This window comes from Staphylococcus shinii, from assembly GCF_017583065.1.
GTDB lineage: Bacteria > Bacillota > Bacilli > Staphylococcales > Staphylococcaceae > Staphylococcus > Staphylococcus shinii.
Window position 1 is genome coordinate 182006 of record NZ_JAGEVL010000005.1, and the last position, 25962, is coordinate 207967.

22 protein-coding genes and 1 riboswitch are annotated in these 25962 nt (G+C 33.3%); of the genes, 14 read left to right on the forward strand and 8 right to left on the reverse strand.

The window, feature by feature from the left end; all coding sequences use genetic code 11:
- Positions 1-82: 82 nt before the first annotated feature.
- Positions 83-1054, reverse strand: coding sequence for a DMT family transporter (locus J5E45_RS07390; protein ID WP_208181958.1), 972 nt, complete (start codon positions 1052-1054; stop codon positions 83-85).
- A gap of 354 nt (positions 1055-1408) precedes the next feature.
- On the opposite strand from J5E45_RS07390, the gene J5E45_RS07395 reads away from it, so the two are divergent.
- The 3 genes from J5E45_RS07395 (at position 1409) to J5E45_RS07405 (ending at position 4665) form a co-directional block, all read left to right on the forward strand.
- Positions 1409-2764 (forward strand): amino acid permease, encoded by a 1356-nt coding sequence (locus tag J5E45_RS07395; RefSeq protein ID WP_107548849.1) that lies wholly within the window; start codon positions 1409-1411, stop codon positions 2762-2764.
- Positions 2765-2818: 54 nt separating this feature from the next.
- Positions 2819-3760 (forward strand): nucleoside hydrolase, encoded by a 942-nt coding sequence (locus J5E45_RS07400; RefSeq protein WP_069793158.1) that lies wholly within the window; start codon positions 2819-2821, stop codon positions 3758-3760.
- 320 nt (positions 3761-4080) lie between these two features.
- Positions 4081-4665: a M23 family metallopeptidase gene (locus J5E45_RS07405; protein WP_069793157.1), complete on the forward strand. Its 585-nt coding sequence runs from the start codon at positions 4081-4083 to the stop codon at positions 4663-4665.
- 105 nt (positions 4666-4770) lie between these two features.
- Here the strand turns inward: J5E45_RS07405 and J5E45_RS07410 are convergent, their stop codons facing one another.
- Positions 4771-5124 (reverse strand): DUF488 domain-containing protein, encoded by a 354-nt coding sequence (locus J5E45_RS07410; protein ID WP_069793156.1) that lies wholly within the window; start codon positions 5122-5124, stop codon positions 4771-4773.
- Between the two features lie 135 nt (positions 5125-5259).
- Between J5E45_RS07410 and J5E45_RS07415 the strand changes: the two genes are divergently transcribed.
- From J5E45_RS07415 to J5E45_RS07435, 5 genes are all read left to right on the forward strand, one after another.
- Complete coding sequence (locus J5E45_RS07415) at positions 5260-5685, forward strand: 6-pyruvoyl trahydropterin synthase family protein (RefSeq protein ID WP_069793155.1); 426 nt, start codon at positions 5260-5262, stop codon at positions 5683-5685.
- Between the two features lie 330 nt (positions 5686-6015).
- The gene (locus tag J5E45_RS07420) at positions 6016-7059 is read left to right on the forward strand and encodes a PTS sugar transporter subunit IIC (protein ID WP_039069178.1); all 1044 of its coding nucleotides are present in this window, start codon (positions 6016-6018) and stop codon (positions 7057-7059) included.
- 526 nt (positions 7060-7585) lie between these two features.
- Complete coding sequence (locus tag J5E45_RS07425; protein WP_107548850.1) at positions 7586-8308, forward strand: lysozyme family protein; 723 nt, start codon at positions 7586-7588, stop codon at positions 8306-8308.
- A 97-nt stretch (positions 8309-8405) separates the two neighbouring features.
- Positions 8406-8515: riboswitch (SAM riboswitch) on the forward strand.
- Positions 8516-8574: 59 nt separating this feature from the next.
- Positions 8575-9732, forward strand: a complete 1158-nt coding sequence (locus tag J5E45_RS07430; RefSeq protein ID WP_107548851.1) for an aminotransferase class I/II-fold pyridoxal phosphate-dependent enzyme — start codon at positions 8575-8577, stop codon at positions 9730-9732.
- A 26-nt stretch (positions 9733-9758) separates the two neighbouring features.
- Positions 9759-10757, forward strand: a complete 999-nt coding sequence (locus J5E45_RS07435) for a D-lactate dehydrogenase (RefSeq protein WP_039069182.1) — start codon at positions 9759-9761, stop codon at positions 10755-10757.
- A gap of 291 nt (positions 10758-11048) precedes the next feature.
- Here the strand turns inward: J5E45_RS07435 and copZ are convergent, their stop codons facing one another.
- The 3 genes from copZ to J5E45_RS07450 all read right to left on the reverse strand — a co-directional run bounded on the left by copZ (position 11049) and on the right by J5E45_RS07450 (position 15503).
- Positions 11049-11255, reverse strand: a complete 207-nt coding sequence (gene copZ, locus J5E45_RS07440; RefSeq protein ID WP_069793151.1) for a copper chaperone CopZ — start codon at positions 11253-11255, stop codon at positions 11049-11051.
- Positions 11256-11308: 53 nt separating this feature from the next.
- A complete protein-coding gene (locus J5E45_RS07445) occupies positions 11309-13693 on the reverse strand; it encodes a heavy metal translocating P-type ATPase (protein ID WP_107548852.1) in 2385 nt (794 codons plus the stop codon).
- A gap of 358 nt (positions 13694-14051) precedes the next feature.
- Positions 14052-15503, reverse strand: a complete 1452-nt coding sequence (locus tag J5E45_RS07450; protein ID WP_208181960.1) for a SulP family inorganic anion transporter — start codon at positions 15501-15503, stop codon at positions 14052-14054.
- Between the two features lie 234 nt (positions 15504-15737).
- Here J5E45_RS07450 and J5E45_RS07455 point away from each other — a divergent pair, with 234 nt between their 5' ends.
- From J5E45_RS07455 to J5E45_RS07465, 3 genes are all read left to right on the forward strand, one after another.
- On the forward strand, positions 15738-16499 hold the full coding sequence (locus J5E45_RS07455; protein ID WP_039069186.1) for an ABC transporter ATP-binding protein: 762 nt from the start codon (positions 15738-15740) through the stop codon (positions 16497-16499).
- On the forward strand, positions 16489-18384 hold the full coding sequence (locus tag J5E45_RS07460) for an FtsX-like permease family protein (protein WP_101094028.1): 1896 nt from the start codon (positions 16489-16491) through the stop codon (positions 18382-18384). Before J5E45_RS07455 ends, J5E45_RS07460 begins: the two co-directional genes overlap by 11 nt.
- Before the next feature lie 317 nt (positions 18385-18701).
- The gene (locus tag J5E45_RS07465) at positions 18702-19571 is read left to right on the forward strand and encodes an SDR family oxidoreductase (protein ID WP_208181961.1); all 870 of its coding nucleotides are present in this window, start codon (positions 18702-18704) and stop codon (positions 19569-19571) included.
- A gap of 149 nt (positions 19572-19720) precedes the next feature.
- Here J5E45_RS07465 and J5E45_RS07470 read toward each other — a convergent pair whose 3' ends face one another.
- Complete coding sequence (locus J5E45_RS07470; protein ID WP_039069191.1) at positions 19721-19927, reverse strand: hypothetical protein; 207 nt, start codon at positions 19925-19927, stop codon at positions 19721-19723.
- A 136-nt stretch (positions 19928-20063) separates the two neighbouring features.
- Positions 20064-21485 carry an SLC13 family permease gene (locus J5E45_RS07475; protein ID WP_107548856.1) on the reverse strand — a complete coding sequence of 474 codons (1422 nt, stop codon included), beginning with the start codon at positions 21483-21485 and terminating at the stop codon, positions 20064-20066.
- A 156-nt stretch (positions 21486-21641) separates the two neighbouring features.
- Here J5E45_RS07475 and J5E45_RS07480 point away from each other — a divergent pair, with 156 nt between their 5' ends.
- From J5E45_RS07480 to J5E45_RS07490, 3 genes are all read left to right on the forward strand, one after another.
- Positions 21642-22838 carry a DUF819 family protein gene (locus J5E45_RS07480; protein ID WP_039069194.1) on the forward strand — a complete coding sequence of 399 codons (1197 nt, stop codon included), beginning with the start codon at positions 21642-21644 and terminating at the stop codon, positions 22836-22838.
- An 86-nt stretch (positions 22839-22924) separates the two neighbouring features.
- Positions 22925-23485, forward strand: coding sequence for a sugar O-acetyltransferase (locus J5E45_RS07485; protein WP_107548857.1), 561 nt, complete (start codon positions 22925-22927; stop codon positions 23483-23485).
- A 484-nt stretch (positions 23486-23969) separates the two neighbouring features.
- Positions 23970-24986 (forward strand): PTS sugar transporter subunit IIC, encoded by a 1017-nt coding sequence (locus tag J5E45_RS07490; protein ID WP_039069198.1) that lies wholly within the window; start codon positions 23970-23972, stop codon positions 24984-24986.
- A 53-nt stretch (positions 24987-25039) separates the two neighbouring features.
- Here J5E45_RS07490 and J5E45_RS07495 read toward each other — a convergent pair whose 3' ends face one another.
- Entirely contained in the window at positions 25040-25825 is a 786-nt protein-coding gene (locus J5E45_RS07495; protein WP_272873974.1) for a putative hydro-lyase, read from the reverse strand.
- Between the last annotated feature and the right edge of the window lie 137 nt (positions 25826-25962).

The window sequence follows — 25962 nt, forward strand, 5'->3', positions numbered from 1 at the left end:
TGATGCATATAAAGTTTTCATCATATGTTACATGTAATTTTGAAAGTTTAAAGAAAGCGCGTGCATTGATGTAATTTGTACATTAGTCAAATTTTTGCATTTCACTATTGTTTTCTCTGATTTTGCCATTCATAAAGCTATAAATAAAGATACCTAACGTGATAATAATGATACCAATTATGCTGATAGGATCTGGTAAAGGTAATCCTAAAAATAACATTTCACCAATAAGCGTAAAAATTATTTCAGTAGCTTGGGTTGCTTCAACAGCAGCAAGTTTAGCTTGGTTATGCTTTACTAAATTTGTTGCATAGAAAAAGAGTGTAGTCGCGATAATACCAGAAAATACAGCGACTAAAAACGTTTGTAATACTTGATTAGAAGAGGGTAGTCCACTTTGAACAACGCCAACTACAAAGATGACAAACCAGATAGGCAACGTAATTAGAGTCATGCCATAAATACGTTCGATTGTTGTTAATTCATTATTTACAAGTTCCATCATTTTACGATTACCTAACGGATAACTGAATGCTCCAATAATCAAGGGAATCACAGAAATAATAAATGTTTGCATTTCTATGGAAGTAATTTGAGGTATTTGAACTAACACGACTCCAAATACCATAACGCTTGAAGTGCTAACAGAACGCCAAGAAATACGTTCTCTGACTTTAACTAACTGTTTATCAAATTGGACATATTCATAAAATAAAGGTGCAAGTAATAAACCACATATAATTGTTAATTGCCATGTTGCTGATATTAACCAACCTGGACTATAATTGGAGACAAAAGTAATTGGAATATAGAAAAAGACGAAACCAAGAGTGCTCCAAAGTAACCACTGTAAGAAATACGTTTTAATATGTTCAAGTATGTATGCGTGTCTTTTTTTAATGAAAACAAAAATAAAAAGAAATGGGAACATAAATATAAAACGCAATGAAGCGCTGAATAACCAATTGCCACCACTATTGGCCATGGAATGATTCAGTATAAAAGTGATTGAAAAAAATAACGCTCCGAGGATACCTATAAAAATCGCGCGCATTAAATCCCTCCAGACATATATAAGTTAATATTTTTAATTTAACAGTTTTTTTAATATAAGCAAGAGATGAATATTTGTTTAGACAATATAAGTATTGTATAGAAAACTTTTTTTAAAAATATTTTAAGTTGAAATATGAATGTAGTTGATTTATGATTGTAATATTATGTAAGCGCATACATAAGTGATTTGACTTTTTAAATATTGAGTTAATAGTAAATATAATAGGAGAAATTAGTTGCTAAAAGTATGTTAATAAGCTGATAAAGTATTTTTGTTGTAACATACTTGCTCAAATTAAAAAGTAGTAAAATAGAAATGTGCGAATATTTCTAGGTTAAGGGGTAAAGAATTATGGCAGACAGATTAAAGAGAGAGCTGAGCAATAGGCATATACAATTAATTGCTATTGGCGGTGCAATAGGCACTGGTCTTTTCTTAGGTGCTGGACAGTCTATTAGTTTGGCAGGTCCTTCAATTTTACTTACATATATTATTGTTGGTTTTGCGTTATTTATGTTTATGAGAGCCATGGGGGAAATGTTGCTTTCAGATACAAAATTCAATTCATTTGCGGATATAACAAATGAATATGTTGGACATTTAGCAGGTTTCATTACTGGATGGACCTATTGGTTAACGTGGATTATTTCTGGTATGGCAGAAGTGACAGCTGTTGCTAAATACGTGTCATTTTGGTATCCAGAAATTCCCAATTGGTTATCCGCATTAGCTTGTATCTTATTGTTAATGTCATTCAATTTACTAAGTACGAGATTATTTGGGGAATTAGAGTTTTGGTTTGCGATTATTAAGGTTGTTACTATCATCTCGTTGATTATTATTGGTATTATTATGATTGTAATGGCTTATCAAACACCATTTGGACAAGCGGGTGTTTCTAACATTTATAATAATGGTGGAATTTTCCCAAATGGTATGTCAGGATTTTTAATGTCATTCCAAATGGCTATTTTTTCTTTCCTTGGTATTGAAATGATTGGTATTACAGCAGGAGAAACTAAAAATCCTCACAAAACCATTCCACAAGCTATTAATAATGTCCCTTTTAGGATCCTTATATTTTATATTGGTGCAATAGCAGTCATTATTTCTATCATACCTTGGAATCAATTAGACCCAGATAGTAGTCCGTTTGTTAAAGTATTTGCGTTAGTAGGTATACCATTTGCTGCAGGAATTATCAATTTTGTTGTATTAACTGCAGCGGCTTCAGCTTGTAACAGTGGAATATTTGCAAATAGTAGAACGTTGTTTGGATTAGCAGATAGAAAGCAAGCACCACCTAAATTCCAAGTAACAAATCGGAGAGGCGTACCAGTTACAGCAATATTAGTAACATGTTCATTGTTGCTCTTTGCAGTTTTACTGAATTACTTTATACCTAATGCGACGACTGTATTCGTTTATATTAGTACTGTTTCTACAGTATTAAACATATTTATATGGACATTGATTATGATTGCGTATTATAGATATACACGTGCTCGACCTGATTTACATAAGAAAAGTAAATTTAAAATGCCTGGTGGTAAAGTAATGGCGTTATGTATCATCATATTTTTTACTTTTATTTTTTGTGTATTATTTGTAAATCCAGAAACACGAATAGGTGTTATCTTTGCGCCATTATGGCTAGTTGTACTTGCACTTATGTATAGACAGTATAAAAAACACGCAGCTCAATAACTATTAACTTTGAAATGTACACATTATATATTTTTTATAATTGGAGTGAAGAATATGAGTAAAAAAATCATTATGGATTGTGACCCGGGACATGATGACGCGATTGCATTAATATTAGCAGGAGCTAAAAATAGTTCATTAGATATATTAGCTGTAACAACAGTGGCTGGTAATCAATCAGTTGAAAAAAATACCAAAAATGCTTTGAATGTGCTGGAAGTAATGGGTAGAGAAGATATAAGCGTATCTGTCGGTGCTTCAAGACCACTGATTAAGCCAGCTTCGTTTGCATCACAAATCCATGGTAAGAGCGGATTAGATGGCCCTAAATTGCCAGAAGTACCATCATTAAAACCGACACAAAGCTATGCTGCTGATGTTATAATTGAGACACTAAAACAAAGTGAGGAACCTGTAACGCTAGTGGCTACAGGCCCTTTAACAAATATTGCAACAGCTTTAATTAAAGAGCCGAGTATTACACAGTATTTAGACTCTATTACAATTATGGGTGGAGGAACTTTCGGGAATTGGACACCTACTGCAGAATTTAATATTTGGGTCGATGCAGAAGCTGCAAAACGTGTATTTGATTGTGGTGTGCCTATCAACGTGTTTGGCTTAGATGTGACACACCAAGTATTAGCGACTGATGCTATTATCAACAGATTTAAAACTATAGATAATCAAATTGCAAAATTTGTGGTCGAACTTTTAGAATTTTTTAAATCTACATATAAAACGCATTTTAATATGGATGGCGGTCCTATACATGATGCTTGTACGATTTTGTATCTGTTGGAACCAAGTTTATTTACAATGCAACACACGCATATTGATATAGAACACCATAGTGCACTTACCTATGGAACAATGGCGATTGACTTAAATGATATTACTAATGGTGAGAAGAATGCATACTTTGCTACTGCAGTAGATGTTGAACGCATATGGGTTATAATGGAAGATATACTCAAAAGTTATAGTGATGACTAATAACTAACATAAAGCTAATACTTGTTACAACCTATTTAATTGACATTGTAATTAGCACAGCCAAAACAATGAAAATGTAGATAAAAACTGTATATGTATACTATTAAGTTATGTTACAATGCCATCTAAATAATAATTGAATAGTATCGATTTATATTTGGAAGCGAATAGAAGAAATTGGCTAAATTTTTTATTTCGCTTCCTATTTTTATGTCAAACTAAAGTATGAGGTTATTTTTAAGCGGATTACTAGAGATTTAAAGATATAAAAAGTATACTTATTAATTAATAATCAAACTAATTAAAAGGTGATTCATTTAGTGAAAAACACGATAAAAACAATTGTATTATTAACTATTATAGTTGTACCACTTATTTTCTTAACAATGAATATAGATCATATACAAAAAAGTATAAATGAAAGTTTTTCAGACTTTAGTAACCAAAACAATAAAAATGAACGCTCGACTTCTTATACGGGCTTTTTTGATCGGAGCAGAGAAACAGAAGATTTCGGTGAATATGAGTTTAGTGGTTTTGATGGGAAACATTATGGGATCGATTATGATTTACCTGAAGACACACCGGTTAAAGCTGTAACAGATGGCAAAGTTACCCGCACATTTGAGAATGACTTAGGTGGCAAAGTAGTGCAAATAGCTGAAACAAATGGACAGTATCATCAATGGTATATGCATTTAAACCAATTTAAAGTTAATGTAGGAGACGAGGTGCAAGCGGGAGATGTAATTGCACTTTCTGGTAATACGGGAGAACAAACGACCGGATCACACCTTCATTTTCAGAGAATGAATGGCGGAGTAGGTAATGATTATGCAGAAAATCCTAAAACTTTTGTTGAAAATTTGCCAGATGGTGAGAAAAGTTTATACAAACTAGAATGACTATAGTGTATGTACAATTTCATTATAAAATAATTACCGCTTATTCTAAAAGACATTGATAGGATAAGCGGTAGTTTTATATTCAATTTCTATGATAATAATTATTTATTGTAATAATGATTGGAGCACCACTGCTTGATTATATTTTTCATCTTTAGCGGAAAATAATAAAATAATGTCTTTATCAGTCTCAGAAACTTTACTTTGTAGTTCTTCGAATGCTTCTTTTTGATCAGCATTATCACGCAGTTCTTTTTCATATTTTTCTTTAAAAGCAGCATATAATTTAGGGTCATGGTTAAACCATTTTCTTAGTTCAGAAGTCGGTGCTACATCTTTTATCCAATGGTCTAAATTTGCATCGTCTTTAGATATACCTCTAGGCCATACGCGATCTACAAGTATTCGTAAACCGTCTCGTTGCTTGTCTTCATAGATTCTTTGAATATATACGGTCATGTAATAAACCTCCTTAAATATTTGCTATTCGTTATACTATTACCTTTAAAAATTGAAGGAAAAACATAGATGTATAATTAAGTAGTTATAATATAAAAGGGTATATAAATAAAAATGACGTTAGGAGTGACCGTAATGACTAAATTTGATCATATTGAACCACCTACTCAATTTCAATATCGTAAGGGCCAAGTTTTGATAAAAAATTTTTTTGAATTCACTTGTGATAATCGTATTTATTTTACAAATACAGTGCATAAAGACTTAGCAGATCAACAATACAAATTTAATATTGAAATTTTATCAGATATCGATAAGTATGGATTAGCATTAGATTTTAATGAAGTCGATAAATTATACCAAAAAGAAATTGAACCGTATTTAGATGGTCAATTGGTAAATGACACGTTGCCTGAAATGAATACAACCGCTGAAAATATTGCTATATGGATATGGGAACAATTTACTAAACACTTACCTAACGAGCATCAATTACAAAAATTAGAATTTTTCGAAACGTCATCTCAAGGCCTTGTACTAACAGCGAACTTGATGAAATAGTAATATTGAGATTTTGTTTTAATGACGTAGCCTTGTGAAACCATTATTAGAATAAAATATTGACTCATGCTAGAACAACCTTATCGACTGTAAAAAAATGTTAATTCTAAATAGAAGTAGGTAAATGAAATCGAATTTTTAAATTGAGATTTTGTATACCTACTTTTTTGTTACAGTCTTTTGATTACAGGTATTGATATTTTGATTGTTATTTAGATATAAAATTCCTCCTAAAGCTATAAAAATGTTTTTGAAAAATAACCAAATAATATTCTGAAAATTGAGAAAATATGATATATTAGTATTTATTTCAGCTTAGGAGGAACTTCTATGATTAAAGTAAGTCCAAAACAATTTTTATATAATGTACTATCTGGTGTAGCCATTGCCATCGTAGCAGGATTGATACCTAACGCTATTTTAGGAGAACTATTCAAACTTTTCGCACCTAAGTACGAAATTTTCCAAACATTATTACAAGTAGTAGAAAGTATTCAATTTACTGTACCATTATTAGTCGGTGCGCTAATAGCAATGAGGTTCAACTTATCACCTTTAGCAACGGCTGTTGTCGCAAGTTCTGCTTTTGTGGGTAGCGGCGCAGCGCAATTTAAAGATGGTGCTTGGATGCTTGTAGGTGTTGGAGATCTTATTAATACAATGATTACTGCAGCAATTGCGGTGTTTTTAATACTAGTTGTTGGAGAAAAGTTTGGTAGTTTAACATTAATTATTCTGCCGACTATTGTAGGTGTTATAGCTAGCTTTATTGGCGTTCTTATATTGCCATATGTTCAAATGATTACAACTGGTATTGGTAATTTAGTCAATACATTTACAGAATTGCAACCAATATTGATGTCTATGCTTATTGCATTAGTATTTAGTTTTATAATTATCTCACCGATATCAACTGTAGCTACTGCATTAGCTATAGGTATTAGTGGTTTAGCGGCTGGTTCTGCTTCACTTGGAATTGTGGCATGTGAGGGTGCGTTAGTTGCAGGTACGTTAAAAGTAAATAGAGCAGGCGTACCTATAACAATCTTTTTAGGCGGTGTGAAAATGATGATACCTAATATGGTAAGGCATCCTATTATTTTACTACCAATTTTCACAAATGCATTAGTCACTGGTTTTGTTGGTGCACTAATAGGAATTGGTGGCACAAAAGAATCAGCAGGATTTGGAATTATTGGGCTTGTTGGACCAATAAGTGCATTTAGATTTATGGAACATTCAGTATTATTGAACTTAATTTATGTATTTATTGCGTTTTTTGTAGTTCCATTTGTAATGGGATATTTGATAAATACATTTTATATGAAGACATTGAAATTATATGATAGACAAATCTTCAAATTCTTAGCGTAAAATTATACATAATAGCTAAAACGTATGGTTTATTTTGTAATATAATGTAATGTTTTGAAAATTGTATAAAAGAATCACATTTGATAAAAAGGCCACATAACAGTGACCTTTTTAATTTTAGACAAAAAAATTTGCAAGTTTCACTCCAAAATATAATTTTTTTGTCTTTTTGTTATTTTACATTTGTGTAACAAAAAGGATGGTTGTAATAATTCAGACTATGAGATGTCATTCAACGAACAAAGTATAAAGCTTAATATAACAACACTATACACAATATATTTTGAAAAAAACGTGAGAATTATGCATTACAAAACAAAACAGCAATGTTTCAATGTTACAAAACGCCTTTGCTTTTGTAAAGTTTTGTTATGGAAGTGTAATATAAATAGCTGAAATATGTGTTATATTATTTGTGGCGAAAAAATAAAACACAAAAATTAATCGATTTCAGCACATACGATAAATAATTTAACGAAAATATAATTTTACTTAAAAAGATTTTAATTTGGAGGATTTTTTAATTATGAAGAAAACAATTTTAGCATCATCATTAGCAGTAGCATTAGGTGTAACAGGATATGCAACAACAGCAGACCACAATCAAGCTCACGCTTCAGAAGAAAATATCGACAAAGCGCATTTAGCTGATTTAGCTCAAAACAATCCTGAAGAATTAAACCAAAAACCATTACACGCTGGCGCGTATAACTATAACTTTGTTTTAGGTGGAAATGAATATACATTCACTTCAAATGGTCAATCTTGGTCATGGAATTACACAGCTGCAGGTGCTCAAAGTGCAACTTCTAGCTCAGTACAAGACGTAACTACTCAAGCAACTACTAACACTAACGAAACTTCAGCTAGTGAAGTAAGTGTCCAAAAACAATCAAGCAATACTCCAGTAGCAGCAGTTGAAGCGCCTAAAGCTTCTTCTAATACAAGTGTTAAAACTGCTCAAACAAGCACTACTTCTAAAACAACAACTACAAATACATCAAGCATTGATGCCATTGCTAACCAAATGGCAGAACGTACTGGTGTATCAGCGTCACAATGGAAAGGTGTTATCCAACGTGAAAGTGGCGGTAACGGAAGTGCGGTTAATGCGTCATCAGGTGCATATGGTTACTTCCAATTATTAGGCCATGGTGAACATGCAGGTATGTCAGTTCAAGATCAAATTGACACAGCAGTTGGAGTTTACCAATCTCAAGGTTCTAGCGCATGGGTTGGTTGGAACTAATTAATAAATATTAAGGCTAAGAGCGACTCAATAGAGTCGCTTTTTTTTATGTTGACATGTTTGAATATTCTGATAAAATTAATAATAATTTAAAATAAACTTATCCAGAGAAGCTGAGGGATTTGGCCTGATGAAGCTTCAGCAACAGACTTTGATATAAAAGTACTGTGCTACTTCCAACAAGCGTTAATGCTTGAAAGATAGGTGACATGTGTAACTATATGCCACACAGGTCGGCATATAGTTTTTTTAATAGGAGGAGTTTTATGGCAATTTCGGATAGATTGGCACAGATACCAGATAGTTATTTTGCAAAAACAATGGGACAGAAAGTAGAACATGGTCCTTTACCATTAATTAATATGGCTGTAGGTATTCCTGATGGTGAAACTCCCAAAGGAATTATTGACTGTTTTGCTGATGCGCTACGTCAGCCTGATAATCAAAAGTATGTTGCTTTCCACGGTAAAGACTCATTTAAGCAAGCAATAGTAGATTTTTATCAAAGACAATTTCAAGTTGAATTAGATAAAGAAGATGAAGTATGTATACTATATGGTACTAAAAATGGTCTTGTAGGTTTACCTACATGTATCGTGAATCCTGGAGAAAATGTGTTGTTACCAGATCCAGGCTATACAGATTATAAAGCTGGAGTATTACTTGCCGATGCACAACCACAACCACTCATTTTGGAACCACCTTATTATTTACCTCAGTGGGACAAAATAAGCAAAGAAACATTACTCAATACACGTTTGGTTTATTTGACTTATCCAAATAACCCGACAGGTTCAGTTGCTACAAAATCAGTATTTGATGAAGCGATTGAACGTTTTAAAGGAACAAAGACAAAGATTGTTCATGATTTTGCATATAGTGCATTTGGCTTCGATGCTAAAAATCCTAGCATATTGCAGTCAGAAGGAGCAAAAGACCTAGCAATAGAAATATTCTCACTATCAAAAGGTTATAACATGTCAGGATTTCGTGTTGGCTTTGCTGTTGGAAACAAAGACATCATACAAGCATTAAAGAAATATCAATCACATACGCACGCAGGTATGTTTGGTGCATTGCAAGACGCAGCAACATACGCTTTGAATAACTACGATGCTTTTTTAGACGAACAAAATTTAACATTTAAACGTCGTAGAGATGAGTTTGAAGCTAAATTACAACAAGCAAATATACCTTTTGAGCCAATGAAAGGTGGTATTTTCTTATGGTTACGGACACCTAAAAACTTTAATGGAGAAAGTTTTGTTGATTATTTATTACAAGAACAGTCAATTCTTGTTGCACCAGGTATACCATTTGGAGAACACGGGGAACATTATGTGCGTATTTCTTTAGCGTTAGATGATGCATCGTTACTAGAAGCTGCAAAAAGAATACAATCGCTTAAGCATCTTTATGAATAGAATAATCTGATTGGAGTGATTAACTTATGACAAGTATTAAAATTTTTGGAGTAAGAGAAGAAGATATACCTTATATTAAAGCATGGTCTACAAAACACAATATAAATGTTGATTTAGATGAAGCACTACTTTCATCAGAAACTGTCGATCGCGTAAAAGGGTTTGATGGTGTTTCAATATCACAGCAAATTCCTTTTGATGAAGATGTATACCGCAAGTTACATGAATTTGGTATTAAACAGATTGCGCAACGAAGTGCTGGTTTTGATATATATGATTTCGAGTTAGCTCAAAAATATGATTTAATTATTTCTAACGTACCATCTTATTCGCCACATTCAATTGCTGAATATACGGTATCACAAGCACTTAATCTGGTTAGAAACTACAATGATATCCAACAAAAAACAGCTTCATATGATTTTAGATGGCAACCAGCTATCTTATCACGCTCTATTAAAGACTTGAAAGTTGCAGTTATAGGAACTGGTCGCATCGGTTCAATTGTTGCCAAAATATTTGCGCAAGGTTTTGAAGCTGAAGTTATTGCTTATGATATTGCGCCGCAGGACAGTTATAAGTCATTTTTAACTTATACAAATAGTATAGAGGAAGCTGTAAAAGAGGCAGATATTGTTACGGTGCATATCCCTGCAAGTAAGGATAATGATTATTTATTTGATGATGTATTGTTTAATGAATTTAAACGAGGATCAGTATTTATCAATTGTGCTAGAGGTTCCATTGTAAAAACTAGTGCGCTATTACATGCGCTAGATAACGGTATTTTAAAAGGTGTAGCACTTGATACATATGAAGGCGAAAAGGGATTGTTTCCAAGTGATCAACGAAATTCTGAATTAGAGGACGAGGTATTAAAGCAACTTATCGAACGTCAAGATGTTATTGTTTCACCTCATATTGCCTTTTACACAGATGCAGCCGTTGAAAATCTCATTGTGGATGCTTTAGATGCGACAGTCGATGTTATTAAGACTGGTGATACTAAATTACGTGTAAATTAATAAGTAGGCAAGTGTGTATGTCTTAAATCGTAAGCTATTTTAAATATAAAAAGGGAGTGAGACAGAAAACTAATTTTTTAGAAAAGATTTCTGTCTTACTCCCGGCAAGGAGGACTAGAGTTGAAAAAGCTCGGTTTAAAAGCTTTTTCAACTCAGTCAGCTACTGCTATTACACTAAGTTGAGACCGAGACATTATATATGTCCTAGCCACTTTACTTTGAGAACAAGGGTTAAGTGTCTTACGTTTTTATTTCAGCAAAGATACTTATATTTGATAAGTTTTTGAGATATTATTTTACGTCATAACCTTGCTCTTCTATTGCTTCATACATGTTTGGTGCTGCGACTTTGTTATCATCAAAATCAACTTTAACATTACCTTGATCAAGATTAACATCAGCTGTTGATACACCATCTAGATTTGTTAGTGCACTTTCTACTGCATGTTTACAGTGTTCACAACTCATTCCTTCTACTTTAATTGTTTCGGTTGCCATATCAATCACCTCCTTAAAATAATAAACTTCATTTGAATCATCTCAAAATTTAATTATAATTTCATGCGTTTTAATCTGAGTGCATTAGTGACAACACTTACTGAGCTTAAAGCCATCGCGGCACCAGCAACCCATGGTGCAAGTAATCCAAGTGCAGCAATTGGAATGCCTGCTACGTTGTAACCAAACGCCCAAAATAAGTTTTGGCGAATATTACGTATAGTTGATTTACTAGCTGTAATTGCTTTAGGTACTAGTAATAAATCACCACCAAGGATGGTAACATCAGCAGCTTCGATGGCAACTTCTGTACCTGTACCGATTGCTATGCCGATATCCGCTTGGACTAAAGCTGGGGCATCATTTACGCCATCTCCTACCATTGCTACCGTCTTATTATTAGCTTGTAATGATTCAACTTTAGATGCTTTTTCTTCTGGTAACACTTGTGCTATTACTGTGTCTATACCAACTTGTGAAGCGATGGCTTCAGCAGTACGTTGATTATCACCAGTTAACATGACAACTTCTATATTTAAATCGTGTAACTGTTGGATTGCTTTGTTAGTAGAATCTTTGACTGTATCAGCTACTGCTATAGTGCCACGTAATTGTTGGTTAATCGCTATTAACATGGCAGTCTTACCTAACTGTTCGAATTGAGATAATTGTAGCTCAGAACGATCAATATCCACATGATATTCTTCTAAGAATTTACGGTTACCCACTAATAATGATTTTCCAGCAATCGTGGCTTTGATACCGTGCCCAGGTACCGCTTCAAAATCATCAACTTCTAATAAATTAACTTGTTCTGATCTTGCATAATTAACAATAGCTTCGGCGAGTGGGTGTTCAGAAGCTTTTTCAGCGCTAGCTAATAATTGTAATGTTTCATTATCACCATCAAAGTCTGTGACTACAGGTGTTCCATGTGTGATTGTTCCAGTTTTATCTAAGACAACAGTATCGATTTGATGTGTACGCTCGATATGTTCGCCACCTTTGAATAAAATACCATTCTCTGCTGCTTTTCCTGTACCTACCATAATAGAAGTAGGTGTAGCTAAACCAAGTGCACAAGGACAAGCGATAACCAGTACAGCAATTGCTGCTACTAAGGCAGGTTCAAATTGACCTTGGCGAACTAAAGTAATCCATATGATAAATGTTAGAATTGCGATACCAACTACAATAGGTACAAAATAACCAGATATGATATCGGCAAGTCTTTGGATAGGTGCTTTAGAACCTTGAGCTTCTTCTACCACTTTAATAATAGAGGCGAGCGCAGTGTCCTTACCAACATTTGTAGCTTCGATTGTGATAATGCCATTTTTATTCATTGTTGAACCAATCACATAGTCACTTTGTGTTTTTTCAACTGGTATAGATTCACCAGTTAACATAGATTCATCGATAGAAGTTTTACCTTTGAGAATTTTTCCATCTACAGGTATTTTCTCTCCAGGTTTAATAATTAAATAATCACCTTCTACAACTTCGCTTAAAGGTACCATTTGTTCCTCGTTATTACGTAGCACACGTGCTTCTTTAGCTTGTAAGTTTAGCAATTCGCTTAAGGCATTTGTCGTTTGTGATTTTGCACGTGCTTCCAAATATTTACCAAATAAAATCAATGTTATGAGTACAGCACTCGTTTCGAAATATAAATGCGGCGTATAATTGGTATTGTTTAGCCATTTGACCATTTCATACAAACTATAAAAATACGCTGCACTTGTTCCTAAAGCTACTAATACATCCATATTTGCTGAACCATTTCTCAAGTTTTTATATGCACCAACATAAAATTGCCAACCAATAATGAATTGTATCGGAGTTGCTAAGATAAATTGAAACCATGGGTTCATTAATATAGAAGGCAAATGCATGTTAAAGAGATGCACAAACATAGTTAATAGTAATGGTAAAGCTAATATAGCCGAAATAACTAATTTTGTAAGTTTATGTTTTAACTCTAATGCTTTGTGTGATTGTTTTTCATCAGCTTCTTTTTTGAGTTGAGCATCATAGCCTAATTTTTGAATTTTTTTAATTAAAGTCTCAACTGAAGTTGAATTAGGATTATATATAATTGTAGCATTTTCAGTTGTAAGATTAACGTTGGCTTCATCTACGCCATCAGTGCGATTTAATACCTTTTCAATACGGTTAGAACATGCTGCACATGTCATGCCTGTAACTTCTAAGTCGACTTTGTCATTTAATACGCCGTACCCTGTTTTTTCAATTGTATTGGAAAGGTCAGTAGGTGTAGTTGAACTAGGGTTATAAGTTATTGTAGCTTTTTCAGTTGTTGCGTTAACATTTGCTTCAACGTCATCCATTTTATTTAAATTTTTCTCTATACGGTTAGCGCAAGCTGTGCATGTCATACCTGTAATATTGAAAGTAGTTTTTTTCTGTTCGTTCATTAAGTTATCCTCCTTTCGATTTGTAAATGATTAATCGTAACATTAGAACCTTTTACAACATAAATATACCCCTAGCAGGTATAAAAGTCAATGTTATTGTTTTAAAAAAGAGGGCTAGGTACACAAAATCAAAATTGATTTCGTATTCCTAGCCCTTCAAGACATGGCAATAATAACATATTAGTGTCGTACTTAAATTTTAAGTATTATAGCTGTTGGTTATATCTTGTGATGAATATCTAAATGATTAAAATAATTGTTTTGATTTTTTACTATAGCTTAGGTTTGTCGAAGCTTAGCAAATGACTAAAATTGGCTTGATGTTTTTACACTATAAGATATGCGATTGAAAATGACTTTATAAAAGATGTTCTTGGTTTACTTTACTTAATTCGTTAACAATTTTACGGCTATCTTTATTTAGATGTTTGACGTAAATTTTATTGTTCTTTTTATGATAATTTTCAATCAATGTGTCTATGGCATTAACAGCTGAATCATCCCATAAATGTGCTTCTTTAAAGTTTAAATAGATTGTTTTGTCATGTAATTCTAAATCGAGTTGGTTCATTAATGAATCAATAGAAACGAAAAAGATTTGTCCTTTTATATTATAATGAATAGCATGATTAATCTCTTCATATTGGACGGAAACATTTGAAATTTTTGTAGCAAAACACAAGGCGCTTACAATTATCCCCACAATTACCCCTAGTGCTAAATTGCTTGTAATTAATACGATAGCTACAGTGAGAATCATCACAAGCGCGTCTGTACGAGGTGCTTTTTTAATAAATTTAAAGGAACGCCAATTAAAAGTTCCCACAGAAACCATAACCATAATAGCTGCTAGAATGGGCATCGGAATTTCAACGACCCAATTACCAAATACGATGATTAAGATAATTAAGAACACACCAGCAGTAAAGGTAGATAAGCGCGTCGTAGCGCCTGAGCGTACATTGATTACTGATTGACCGATCATTGCACAACCACCCATAGCACCAAAGAAACCTGTGATTACATTGGCAATACCTTGACCACGAGATTCTTGGTTTTTACTACTATAGGTATCTGTCGCTTGGTCGACAATACGAGCCGTAAGCAAGCTTTCAACGAGTCCAACAATCGCCATAGATAAAGCATATGGGAAAATGATTTTTAACGTTTCTATATTAAAAGGTACATCGGGAATGAAAAATTGAGGTAACGAACGTTTAATTTCACCTAAATCTCCAACCGTTTCTACATTCGCGCCAGTCACTAAGTAAGTTATTGTTAATAAAATAATCGCAATTAGTGGCGCAGGTATCTTGTTAAAAATACGTGGTAAAAGATAGATAATAAGTAAAGTAATGATAACAAATAAATAAGTGGCAAAAGATATACCAAAAATATGCTTGATTTGTGTTAAGAAAATCATAATGGCTAAGGCGTTAACAAAACCAATCATTACAGAGTTGGGAATAAACTTCATTAACCGACCAATTTTTAATATACCGAAAATAATTTGAATAATTCCCATTAAAATCGTGGCCGCTAATAAATACTGGACGCCGTGGTCCCGTACTAAAGGTACAATAACTAAAGCCACAGATCCTGTTGCAGCAGAAATCATAGCCGGCCTTCCACCCACGAAAGAAATAACAACTGCAATAATAAAAGAGGAATATAGACCAACCATAGGGTCTACTCCTGCTATAATTGAAAATGAAATGGCTTCTGGAATTAATGCTAATGCTACGACTATACCAGCCAATATATTAGTCCCTGGAGCAATTAGCCACTCCCGCTTAATTTTATTTAACATTTATCTTACTCCTTATTTAAAAATGAACTAGACTATTATATCATATAGTGAAAACACTTACCCCTAAGCTGTAAAAGTAACTAAAAAATGAGAAGTTCAATAGATGAATAAATCATGGTTTCAAATGTGTGACAAGTTTGTCATTTTAAAGCGTAGGGTTGTTAGTTGAAACAAACGAAAATAGACTGCAACTTAGTTAAACTAAGGATATAAATTATTTAAGGAGTGAAGGGCATGTCTATATTAAAAGTAGAAGGGCTTACTAAAAGCTATGGAAACAGACATCGACAACAAGAAGTGCTTAAAGGTCTTGATTTTTCTATAGAAAAAGGCGAGTTTGTTACAATAATGGGTCCATCTGGATCAGGAAAAACAACATTGCTAAACGTCTTGAGTTCCATTGATTATATTACAAGCGGCACAGTTGAGATCAATGGCAATAAAATAAATAAAATGAGTAATAAAGCATTAGCAGATTTCAGAAAACAAGAAGTGGGATTTATTTTCCAAAATTATAGTGTATTAAATACGCTTACGGTTAAAGAAAATATTATGTTACCACTTTCTATTCAAAAGATGTCTAAAGCAGATAAAGAAAAAAATTACAATGAAGTCACTAAGTCTTTAGGGATTCAAGATTTAGGACATAAATATCCAAATGAAATATCTGGAGGACAACAGCAACGTACTGCAGCAGCACGCGCATCCGTGCATAAACCAGCCATTATATTTGCGGATGAACCTACAGGCGCATTAGATTCTAAAAGTGCACAAGATTTGTTAAATCGTTTAGAAGAATTAAATAAGAATTTAGAAGCAACGATTGTTATGGTTACACATGACCCTGTCGCAGCAAGCTATTCTAATAGAGTAATCATGCTAAAAGACGGTAATATTCATTCTGAAGTGTACCAAGGTGATGATTCAAATCAAGCCTTTTATAAAAATATTATTCATATGCAGACGGCATTAGGCGGTGTCGCTCATGAGTTTTAATCAAATTGTACTTAAGAATTTAAAACAGAACTTACGTCACTATGCAATGTATATTTTCTCGTTAATTGTAAGTATCGTATTATATTTTAGTTTTGTAACTTTAAAATATACAGACAGTATTAACAATGAAAACTCAATGGCAATTATAAGAAAAGGTTCAGACGTTGGGTCATATTTCTTATTTTTTATCATAATTGTATTTCTAATGTATGCAAATCAGTTATTTATAAAGAGACGTACACGTGAATTTGCTTTATTTCAATTGATAGGCTTAACTAAGTCTAATATATTACGTATGCTTATAATTGAACAGATTGCTATGTTTTTAGTAACAGGTGTTATTGGTGTTATAGTAGGGGTTTTTGGGTCTAAGCTATTACTCATGGTTGTGTTAAAAGTTTTACATATTAGCACAAGTGTAGCCTTAACCTTCCAATTTTCAGCAGTATTTCAAACTTGTTTACTAATATTTATATCCATGCTGTTAATTATTATACAAAGTTATATTTTCTTGCGTAGACGCAGTATTTTATCAATGATGAATGATAGTACAAAGTCAGAAGTATCAAAAAATACTATCTCAATACTTGAGATTTGTTCAGGCATCTTAGGTGTTGTGATGATTACATTTGGCTATTATATGTCTACAGAAATGTTTAGTAAATTTTTAAGTAGTTTAATGTTTACCCCGTTTATTATATTGTTTTTAACAGTAGTAGGCGCTTACTTATTTTTCAGAAGTTCAGTGTCTGTTATTTTTAAAATGGTTAAAAATGCGAAACGAGGTAAAGTGTCTATCACTGATGTTGTCTTTACGTCTTCAATCATGCATAGGATGAAGAAAAACGCGTTATCGTTAACGATAATTGCAACTATATCAGCAGTAACGGTTACGGTGCTGTGTTTTGGGGCAATTAGTAAATCAACTATTGATGATAATGTCGCCTTGACATCACCTCAAGATTTTAATTTTATTGACAATAAACAAGCAGAATCATTTGAAAATAAAATGAAAGATGCACATATTGGTTTTGATAAAAAGTATAAAGAAGTCTCTGAAGTCAAAATGTCGAAAGATACATTTTTTAAAGAAGTTGGAAATCCGAATATGTCTAAGAGTGATTCGATGTTAATTACTAGTAACAAAAATTTCAAGGATAATGAAATAACCGGTAATCGAGCGAAAGTAGTTAACATGGTAGCACCTGGGGGATTCGTTCAACACAATGAAAAAGGCGAGATCGTGTTACAAGGTCAATCCCAACACACGTTTAAAGTCATTGGCTCAGAAAAGGACGTGAGCTTTATGAGTGTAATAAGTTTTGGTGGCCCAGTATTATTAGTTAATGATGATAAATATAATGATTTAAAACAAAATGCTAGCGAAACACGTCAACAATTTGGTTATGATTTGAAAAAACAAAGCGAATGGAAAGAAGCGAATCAAATTGCTAAATCAGTATCGCCGAACATTGAATCGCAAAAAATGGTGCGTCAATCGATGGATGATTCTGTAGGTATCCTATTATTTGTTACATCATTCTTAGGATTAGCCTTTTTAGTTGCAGCAGGTTGTATTATTTATATTAAACAAATGGATGAAACTGAAGATGAAATACCTAATTTTGTTATTTTACGTAAGATTGGCTATACACATCACGATATGTTGAAAGGGTTAGCTTTAAAAGTGACGTTTAATTTTGGTTTACCACTTATTGTATCCTTGTTGCATGCTTATTTTGCAGCAAAAGCATTTATATTACTTATGGGTGGTAATAGTATGTTACCAGTATATATCGTAATGGGTACTTACTCCGTTGTATATTGTATATTTGCAATTATGGCATTTGTACATTCAAGTAGGATTGTAAAACATTCGATTTAAAGAAAAGTCTTAGCCGTAATTATAAAAATGTTAAAATAAGATGTGGGCTTAACTGTTACGTGTGAGAGTGAGTTTGCCTAAATTGTTTAAGTCTAGAGAAAAAATACTTTGAGAAAGTTAAATTAAGTGATTAGCAAAGGTATTCACTTAATTTACTAAATAATGTTCATAACATATAAGACTCTGGGGAATTTGTTTATTCCTCAGAGTTTTTGCGATGTGATTATGTTGTTAGCTATTGAATATTGGCCAAAATGTTTGATTCCTATTTAAAGTGGTATTTGCCAGTAAAAGAGTAAAATGGAGGTATGTAACATATGAATCTAACTGAATTTCATAAAGAAATTAAAGGATATACACAAGATAGACAGCCAGGTATACAAAAAGATATGAATCCACAACCTATTACTGAGATGGAAGGTTACAAAAGTGGTGGCAAACTCCAAGGTAAAATTGCATTGATTACTGGTGGAGATTCAGGAATTGGTCGGTCTGTTGCAGTCTTGTATGCTAAAGAGGGGGCAGATGTAGCTATTGGTTATTACGACGAACAGGAAGATGCTGAAGCGGTAGTAGAGCAATTAACTTCATTAGGTGTTAAGACAAAAGCATATGCTCATGACTTAAAAAGTGTCGATGAATCACAAAATTTAATTGAAAAAGTCATTAAAGATTTTGGCGGATTAAATATATTAGTGAACAATGGTGGCGTACAATTTCCTCAGGATAGTTTCGAAGCTGTTTCACCAGAACAGGTTAAAGAAACATTTGAAACAAATATTTTTGGTATGATGTTCTTATCACAAGCTGCAGTTCCATATTTAACTGATGGAGATGCAATTATTAATACTACAAGTGTAACTGCTTATAGAGGATCGGCTCATCTCATTGATTACTCTGCTACAAAAGGCGCAATCGTTGCCTTTACGCGTTCATTAGCATCAACTTTAATTAATCAAGGAGTTCGAGTAAATGCGGTTGCGCCAGGTCCAATTTACACACCACTGATTCCAGCTACTTTTTCAGAAGACAAAGTTGAGAACCAAGGTGGAGATACACCAATGGGTAGAAGAGGGCAACCAGCAGAACTTGCACCGTCATATGTTTTCTTAGCATCATATGCAGATAGTTCATATATAACTGGTCAAGTTATACATGTGAATGGCGGAGATTATATAACATCATAATATAAAAATTAAAAAGTATAAATAAAAAGCAGCGAAACAGTCTTTTGGCTGTCTCGCTGCTTTTATGTTTGAAGGTTGTCTTGGAAATTTTAGTTTAGACAATTGATGTCACTTGTAGGTTATTTTATCTAGAAGAAAGTATATAAACGTTAGAAGAAATCTGAAGGTTTCAGATCATTGAAATCTAAATTTTTTAAGCCGTCAAAATTAATGTTTTCAATAGTTTGTACAATTTCACCGCTTTTAACCTGGTTATAGTAGTTTGTCGCTTCTGAAACAATATCGTGTTCCTCGAATGTTTTTACTATACCGAGTATTAAGACAATTGCTATCGCTCCTTTAAATAAGAATTTCATAATTATTGACTCCTTCTATAAGTTTATAACATTATTTTACAGTGTTTTTTCTAGTAAAACATGCGTCCATAGTATAGAAAGTGTATCATACCTAAGTTGTATGTTGTATATTAAATGATTGTGTTTAATTAATTTTTTATAATCCAAATGCGATAGGTAACCAGAAATAAGCAAACAGTGAAATTACAATGATAGCGAAAATATTTAAAATAAAACCAGCGCGTACCATATCTTTCATTTCTATTTCATCAGAGCTAAATACTGCTGCATTGGGTGGTGTTGAAATTGGCAACATAAACGCACAAGTAGATGAAAGAGCAACGATACCCATGATTATAAAAGGGTCTTGGCTAATCGCTGCTGCAAAGCCAATACTAATTGGCATCAACATGTTAGAAACAGCTGTATTTGACATGACCTCTGTTAAAAATAAAATAGCTGTGGTTAGTACAAGTATAATTAATATTAATGGTAGAGGTTTTACAATTCCCATCATACTACCAAACCATTTTGTAAGTCCTGAATCTTCAAAGGCTGCAGCTAAAGATAAACCGCCTCCGAATAAGAGTAGTATACCCCAAGGGAGTTTGCTCATATCGTCCCATATAAGTAGTCCACCTTTTTTAGTTTTTGCGGGAATGAGAAACAGTAATACTGCGCCAAACATTGCAATATTAGTATCTGTTATATGTAATGAACCTGGGAGTAATCCGCCAAATATCCATAAAAGACTGACAAATAGAAAAACAATTGCCGTGAGTTTCTCTTCCTTGGACATAGGTCCTAAATCATGTAATGCTTTCTTCGCAAAATCTGATGATATATGATCCGCATCTTCAATTTTAAATAACCATTTTGTTAGTAAGAAATAAAGAATTACTAATAATATAACAGTAAGTGGAACGGCAAAAATCATCCACTGAGCAAAGGAAACTTTTCTATCAAGACTAGAAGACGCAATTGCTGCAAAAACAGCGTTTGGTACTGAACCGATAAGTGTTGCTAATCCACCTATAGATGCCGAATAGGCTACCGTTAGGAGGAGTGCTTTACTAAATTTACTAGCAGACTCAGGCTTAAGAAACTGTGCATCTTTAATTTCTTTGATGAGTGCTAAAGCAATAGGTAACATCATGAGTGCCGTAGCTGCATTTGAAATCCACATAGAGATGAAGGCAGTCGCAATCATAGTACCTAGGATGATACGGTTACTACTTGTTCCCATCATTGAAATAATGGTCATTGCAATACGCTTGTGTAAATTCCATTTTTCAATGGCTAATGCAATGATAAACCCGCCCATATACATAAATACGATAGGATCAGCATAAGCACTCGATGCGATAACTTCATCAGTCCCTCCTGTTAGTGGAAGTAAAATTAGTGGGATTAATGATGTTGCTGGTATGGGGATAGCTTCTGTAATCCACCATGTCGCAACAAATAGTGTAACTGCAAGCACAGCTCTAGGTGCGTCATCTAACCCTGTTATACTAGGAATAAAGTAAAAAATAAGAAAAAGTAAAGGTCCCAAAATTAAGCCGATTTTTTGTTTCATAATTATTTCCTCCTTGTTTATGGTGCTATAACTGTAAGAATATCAATAACCTAACATATAGACAATTTATTTTTCAGAAAATTATAAAAATATTAGGTCGATACTGATAGAATATAGGTGATAGTTAAAAATAAATATTTGAAAAGAGATGATTTTATGATAGTGGGGGCACTTATAGACAAAGGTGATACATGGATTTTATGGGCAATCATTATTGTGTGGGCAACTGTGAGTTTATTTTTAGAACAGAAGTATCAATGGGCGAGTACAATTTCTGGTGCCATCATTGCACTTGTTGGTGCGATGATATTATCAAACTTTAAAATTATACCAACAAGTTCACCAGTATATGATACTGTGTGGGATTATGTTGTACCTTTATCGATACCGTTACTTTTATTTAGTTCAAATATTATGAAAATATGGAAAGAAAGTAGAAGACTATTGATTATATTTTTCATTGCATCCATAGGGACAATGATTGGAACGCTTATTGCATTTATTTCGTTAAATCAATGGATACCTTATTTGAACAATATAGGGGCAATGATGACAGGTAGTTATATTGGAGGAGGAGTAAACTTTGCGGCACTAAGCTCTAAACTTGAAACGCCAGGTGATATGGTATCAGCAACGGTAGTGGCAGATAATAGTGTTATGGCGTTATATTTTATGTTATTGATTGCATTACCGTCACTACCGATAATCAAAAAGTATTTTAAAACAGATTATGAAACAGAACGTTCACCAAAAGCACAACAATCATATTGGGAACCTAAAAAAATTCAATTATTAGATATTGCATTTTCGATTGCCAGTGCAATCACACTTGTTGCAGTAAGTTTTAAAGGAGCTGAGCTGATACAACAATGGGTACCTAAAAGCAATATTTTACTAACGATTATCACTTCTTTCTTTGGAGACAGCTATCTTTTGCTAACGACTTTAACGTTAATCGTGGTTGCAATATGGGGAGACTTCTTTGAGAAATTGGCTGGTGCATCTGAAATAGGTACTTTTTTGATTTATATTTTTTTCGTAGTTATAGGTGTGCCTGCTTCTTTTGCCACAATTATAACAACGGCCCCTTTACTCTTTGTTTTTGTTATTATTATACTCATATTTAATTTGGGATTAAGCTTATTGATAGGTAAGGCTTTGAAATTTAAAATTGAAGAGATATTATTAGCGAGTAATGCAACAGCAGGAGGACCAACAACCGCAGCTGCATTAGCTATTGGTAAAGGATGGACAGGTCTTGTGGGCCCTATTCTAATAATAGGAACATTGGGGTATGTCGTAGGGAATTATGCTGGAACGCTGATGTATCAATTGTTAAGTCAAATGGTTTAGTTCACAATTAAACCTACTGTAATGTTTTTAAATATAAATTTAAGAAATTAAACTAAATACCTATTATAGGAAAGGGAGCAATAAGCATGAGTGAAAAAGATAAGATGTTAGCCGGTGAATGGTACGATGCAAATAATGATGAAAATTTAGGGACAGAGCGAGTAAAAGCTAAAGATTTATGTTTTGATTTAAACCAAATCCGTCCTAGCAATCAAACACAGAGACAAGAAATAATAACGGAATTATTAAATTATGAGCCTCGGTCATTAGAATTACTAAGTCCATTCCAAGCTGATTATGGCTATAATATTAATTTAGGCCAGCGTGTCTTTATTAATCACGATTGTTATTTCATGGATTGCAGTAAAATAGTGATTGGAGATGATGTATTTATTGGTCCTAATTGTGGCTTGTATACAGCAATTCATCCGCTAGAGTATAAAACTAGAAATGAGGGGCTAGAACAAGCTTTACCTATAAATATAGGCAACAATGTTTGGCTAGGGGCCAATGTGATTGTATTACCTGGTGTAACAATTGGTGAAGGCGCTGTTATCGGCGCGGGTAGTGTGGTTGCTAAAGACGTACCTGCCAATGCGCTTGCATTCGGGACACCTGCTAAACTAGTTAGTACAATTGAGCAATAATAAAGCTTCAACTGATTTTACTATATACATTCACATAATATTTAATAGGTCACCGTCAAAATGTCGTGGTTTTGGCGGTACTTTTATATTACTTAGTTGAATTAGTTTAGCCTATAACTTGTTTATAGCATATTTGTTTTGATTAAGTAATGAAATATGTATTTTCCAAAAGAAAGTTGTAAATGTTGGAATTATATTTATATTCGATTGTGTAATATCATAAAATAAATTAAAATTATATTAAAAAATATTCCGCGGAGCTTAAATGAAAAGTAATTAAATTGTTCGGAATATAATTGGTATTTGTGTTAAAATATAAAACTGTGAGTGAAATGGTAAAAGCAATAATTGTGACTATATAAACATGAATGCAAAATTTATAAAACATAAAGTTTTTACAGATTGTTTGAACAAGCCAACTTTTAAATGACTATTTCCATATCTAACTTAACGATTACTAGACAAGAAAAGAGGAATATTGAATATGGATATTTTAATTGGTACATTATTTTTAATTATAGTGTTAGCCCTATTTACATTATTTACATATCGAGCACCTAAAGGTATGCGCGCGATGGGTGCTTTAGCAAATGCTGCAATTGCAACATTTTTAGTTGAAGCTTTTCATAAATATGTAGGTGGAGATTTATTAGGAATTAAATTTTTAGGTGAATTAGGTGATGCTGCTGGAGGTTTAGGCGGTGTTGCTGCAGCTGGTTTAGTATCTTTAGCTATCGGTGTTTCGCCGGTTTACGCATTAGCAATCGCTGCTTCATGTGGTGGTCTAGATTTGATACCAGGCTTCGTAGCTGGTTATGTAATTGGTTATTTAATGAAATATGCTGAACGCAAAGTCCCAGACGGTATAGATTTAATAGTAGGTATTATTATCATTGCACCTTTAGCAAGATTAGTTGCAACGGGCGTAACGCCTTTAGTTAATAATTCGCTATTAAAGATAGGTGATATTATTCAAAGTTCAACTGAAGTAAGCCCGATTATTATGGGGATTATTTTAGGCGGGGTTATCACAGTTGTGGGTACAGCTCCATTAAGTTCTATGGCTTTAACTGCTTTATTAGGTCTTACTGGTATGCCAATGGCGATTGCAGCCATGGTGTCATTCGCGTCTTCTTTTATCAATGGTACAATGTTTAACAAACTAAAATTAGGCGACCGTAGATCTAGAATTGCGGTATGTATCGAACCATTGTCTCAAGCTGACGTAGTGTCTGCGAACCCCATACCAATTTACACAGCAAACTTTATTGGAGGAGCACTAGCAGGTGCAGTCATTGCATCTTCTGGTATGATAAACGATGCTACTGGTACTGCTACCCCGTTAGCTGGCTTTTTAGTGATGTTTGGGTTTAATGATCCAGTTAAAATCTTTATTTATGGTGCTATTGTAGGAGTGATAGGTTTAATTGTTGGCTATGTATGTTCCATTATATTTAAGGATCATCCTATTGTTTCAAAAGAAGATATTGAAGCAAGATAAAATCAAAAGCACTTTGACGCTCAATTTTTAGATATGTCAAAGTGCTTTTTTATTTATTCGATTAATTGGCTATCAGGAATATCTGTAATGAACATATGCCCGGGTGCATGTGTAATCATAATTTCTGGTTTAGCATCTAAAGCGACGGACTGAGGTGTTACACCACACCCCCAAAAGACAGGGACTTCATTATTTTTAATCACTACTGGTTCACCAAAATCAGGTTGATTTATATTAGAAATACCAATTTCTGAAGGATTACCAATATGCATAGGTGTACCATGTACATTTTTAAAACGAGAAGTGATTTCTGTTGCTTTAATAGCTTGTTGCATAGTCATAGGACGCATGCTTACGGTGATATTACCAGAAAACTGACCACTATCTTCAGCTGGGATATTGGTCATATACATCGGTACATTATGTCCTTCTTCTAAATGGCGTATTGGGATACCAGCTTCTAGTAATGCATGTTCAAACGTAAAGCTACAGCCTATTAAAAAACTGACCATATCTTCTGTAAATAATGTATCGATATTAGGTCTTTGTTCTACGAGTTTACCTTGTTTATAAACACGATAGGCGGCAACTTCGGTAGTTATGTCAGCTTGTTGACCGAAAGTTGGAAATGATTTCGATCCTTTTTCAGACACATCTAGAAGTGGACATGTTTTAGGATTTCTAAAACAAAATTTCAAAAAATCGTAAGCATAAGCAGAAGGAAGTATGACAACGTTCGCTTGAATATAGCCTTTGGCCATGCCACTAGTATGTCCAGTCAGTTCACCTTGCTTAATCATTTTTCTTATTGTAGTAGGTTTTTGTATTTGTAGGTCCAAATCTATCATCCCCTTATAAAAGTAATAATACTATTTTACCAAAAATTCAGAAAAATATAATGTTGAGCGTATTTTAATTACTATATAATATGGTTTTAAAATGCTAAAAGTAACGTTATAATAAAGTGGTAGATGTA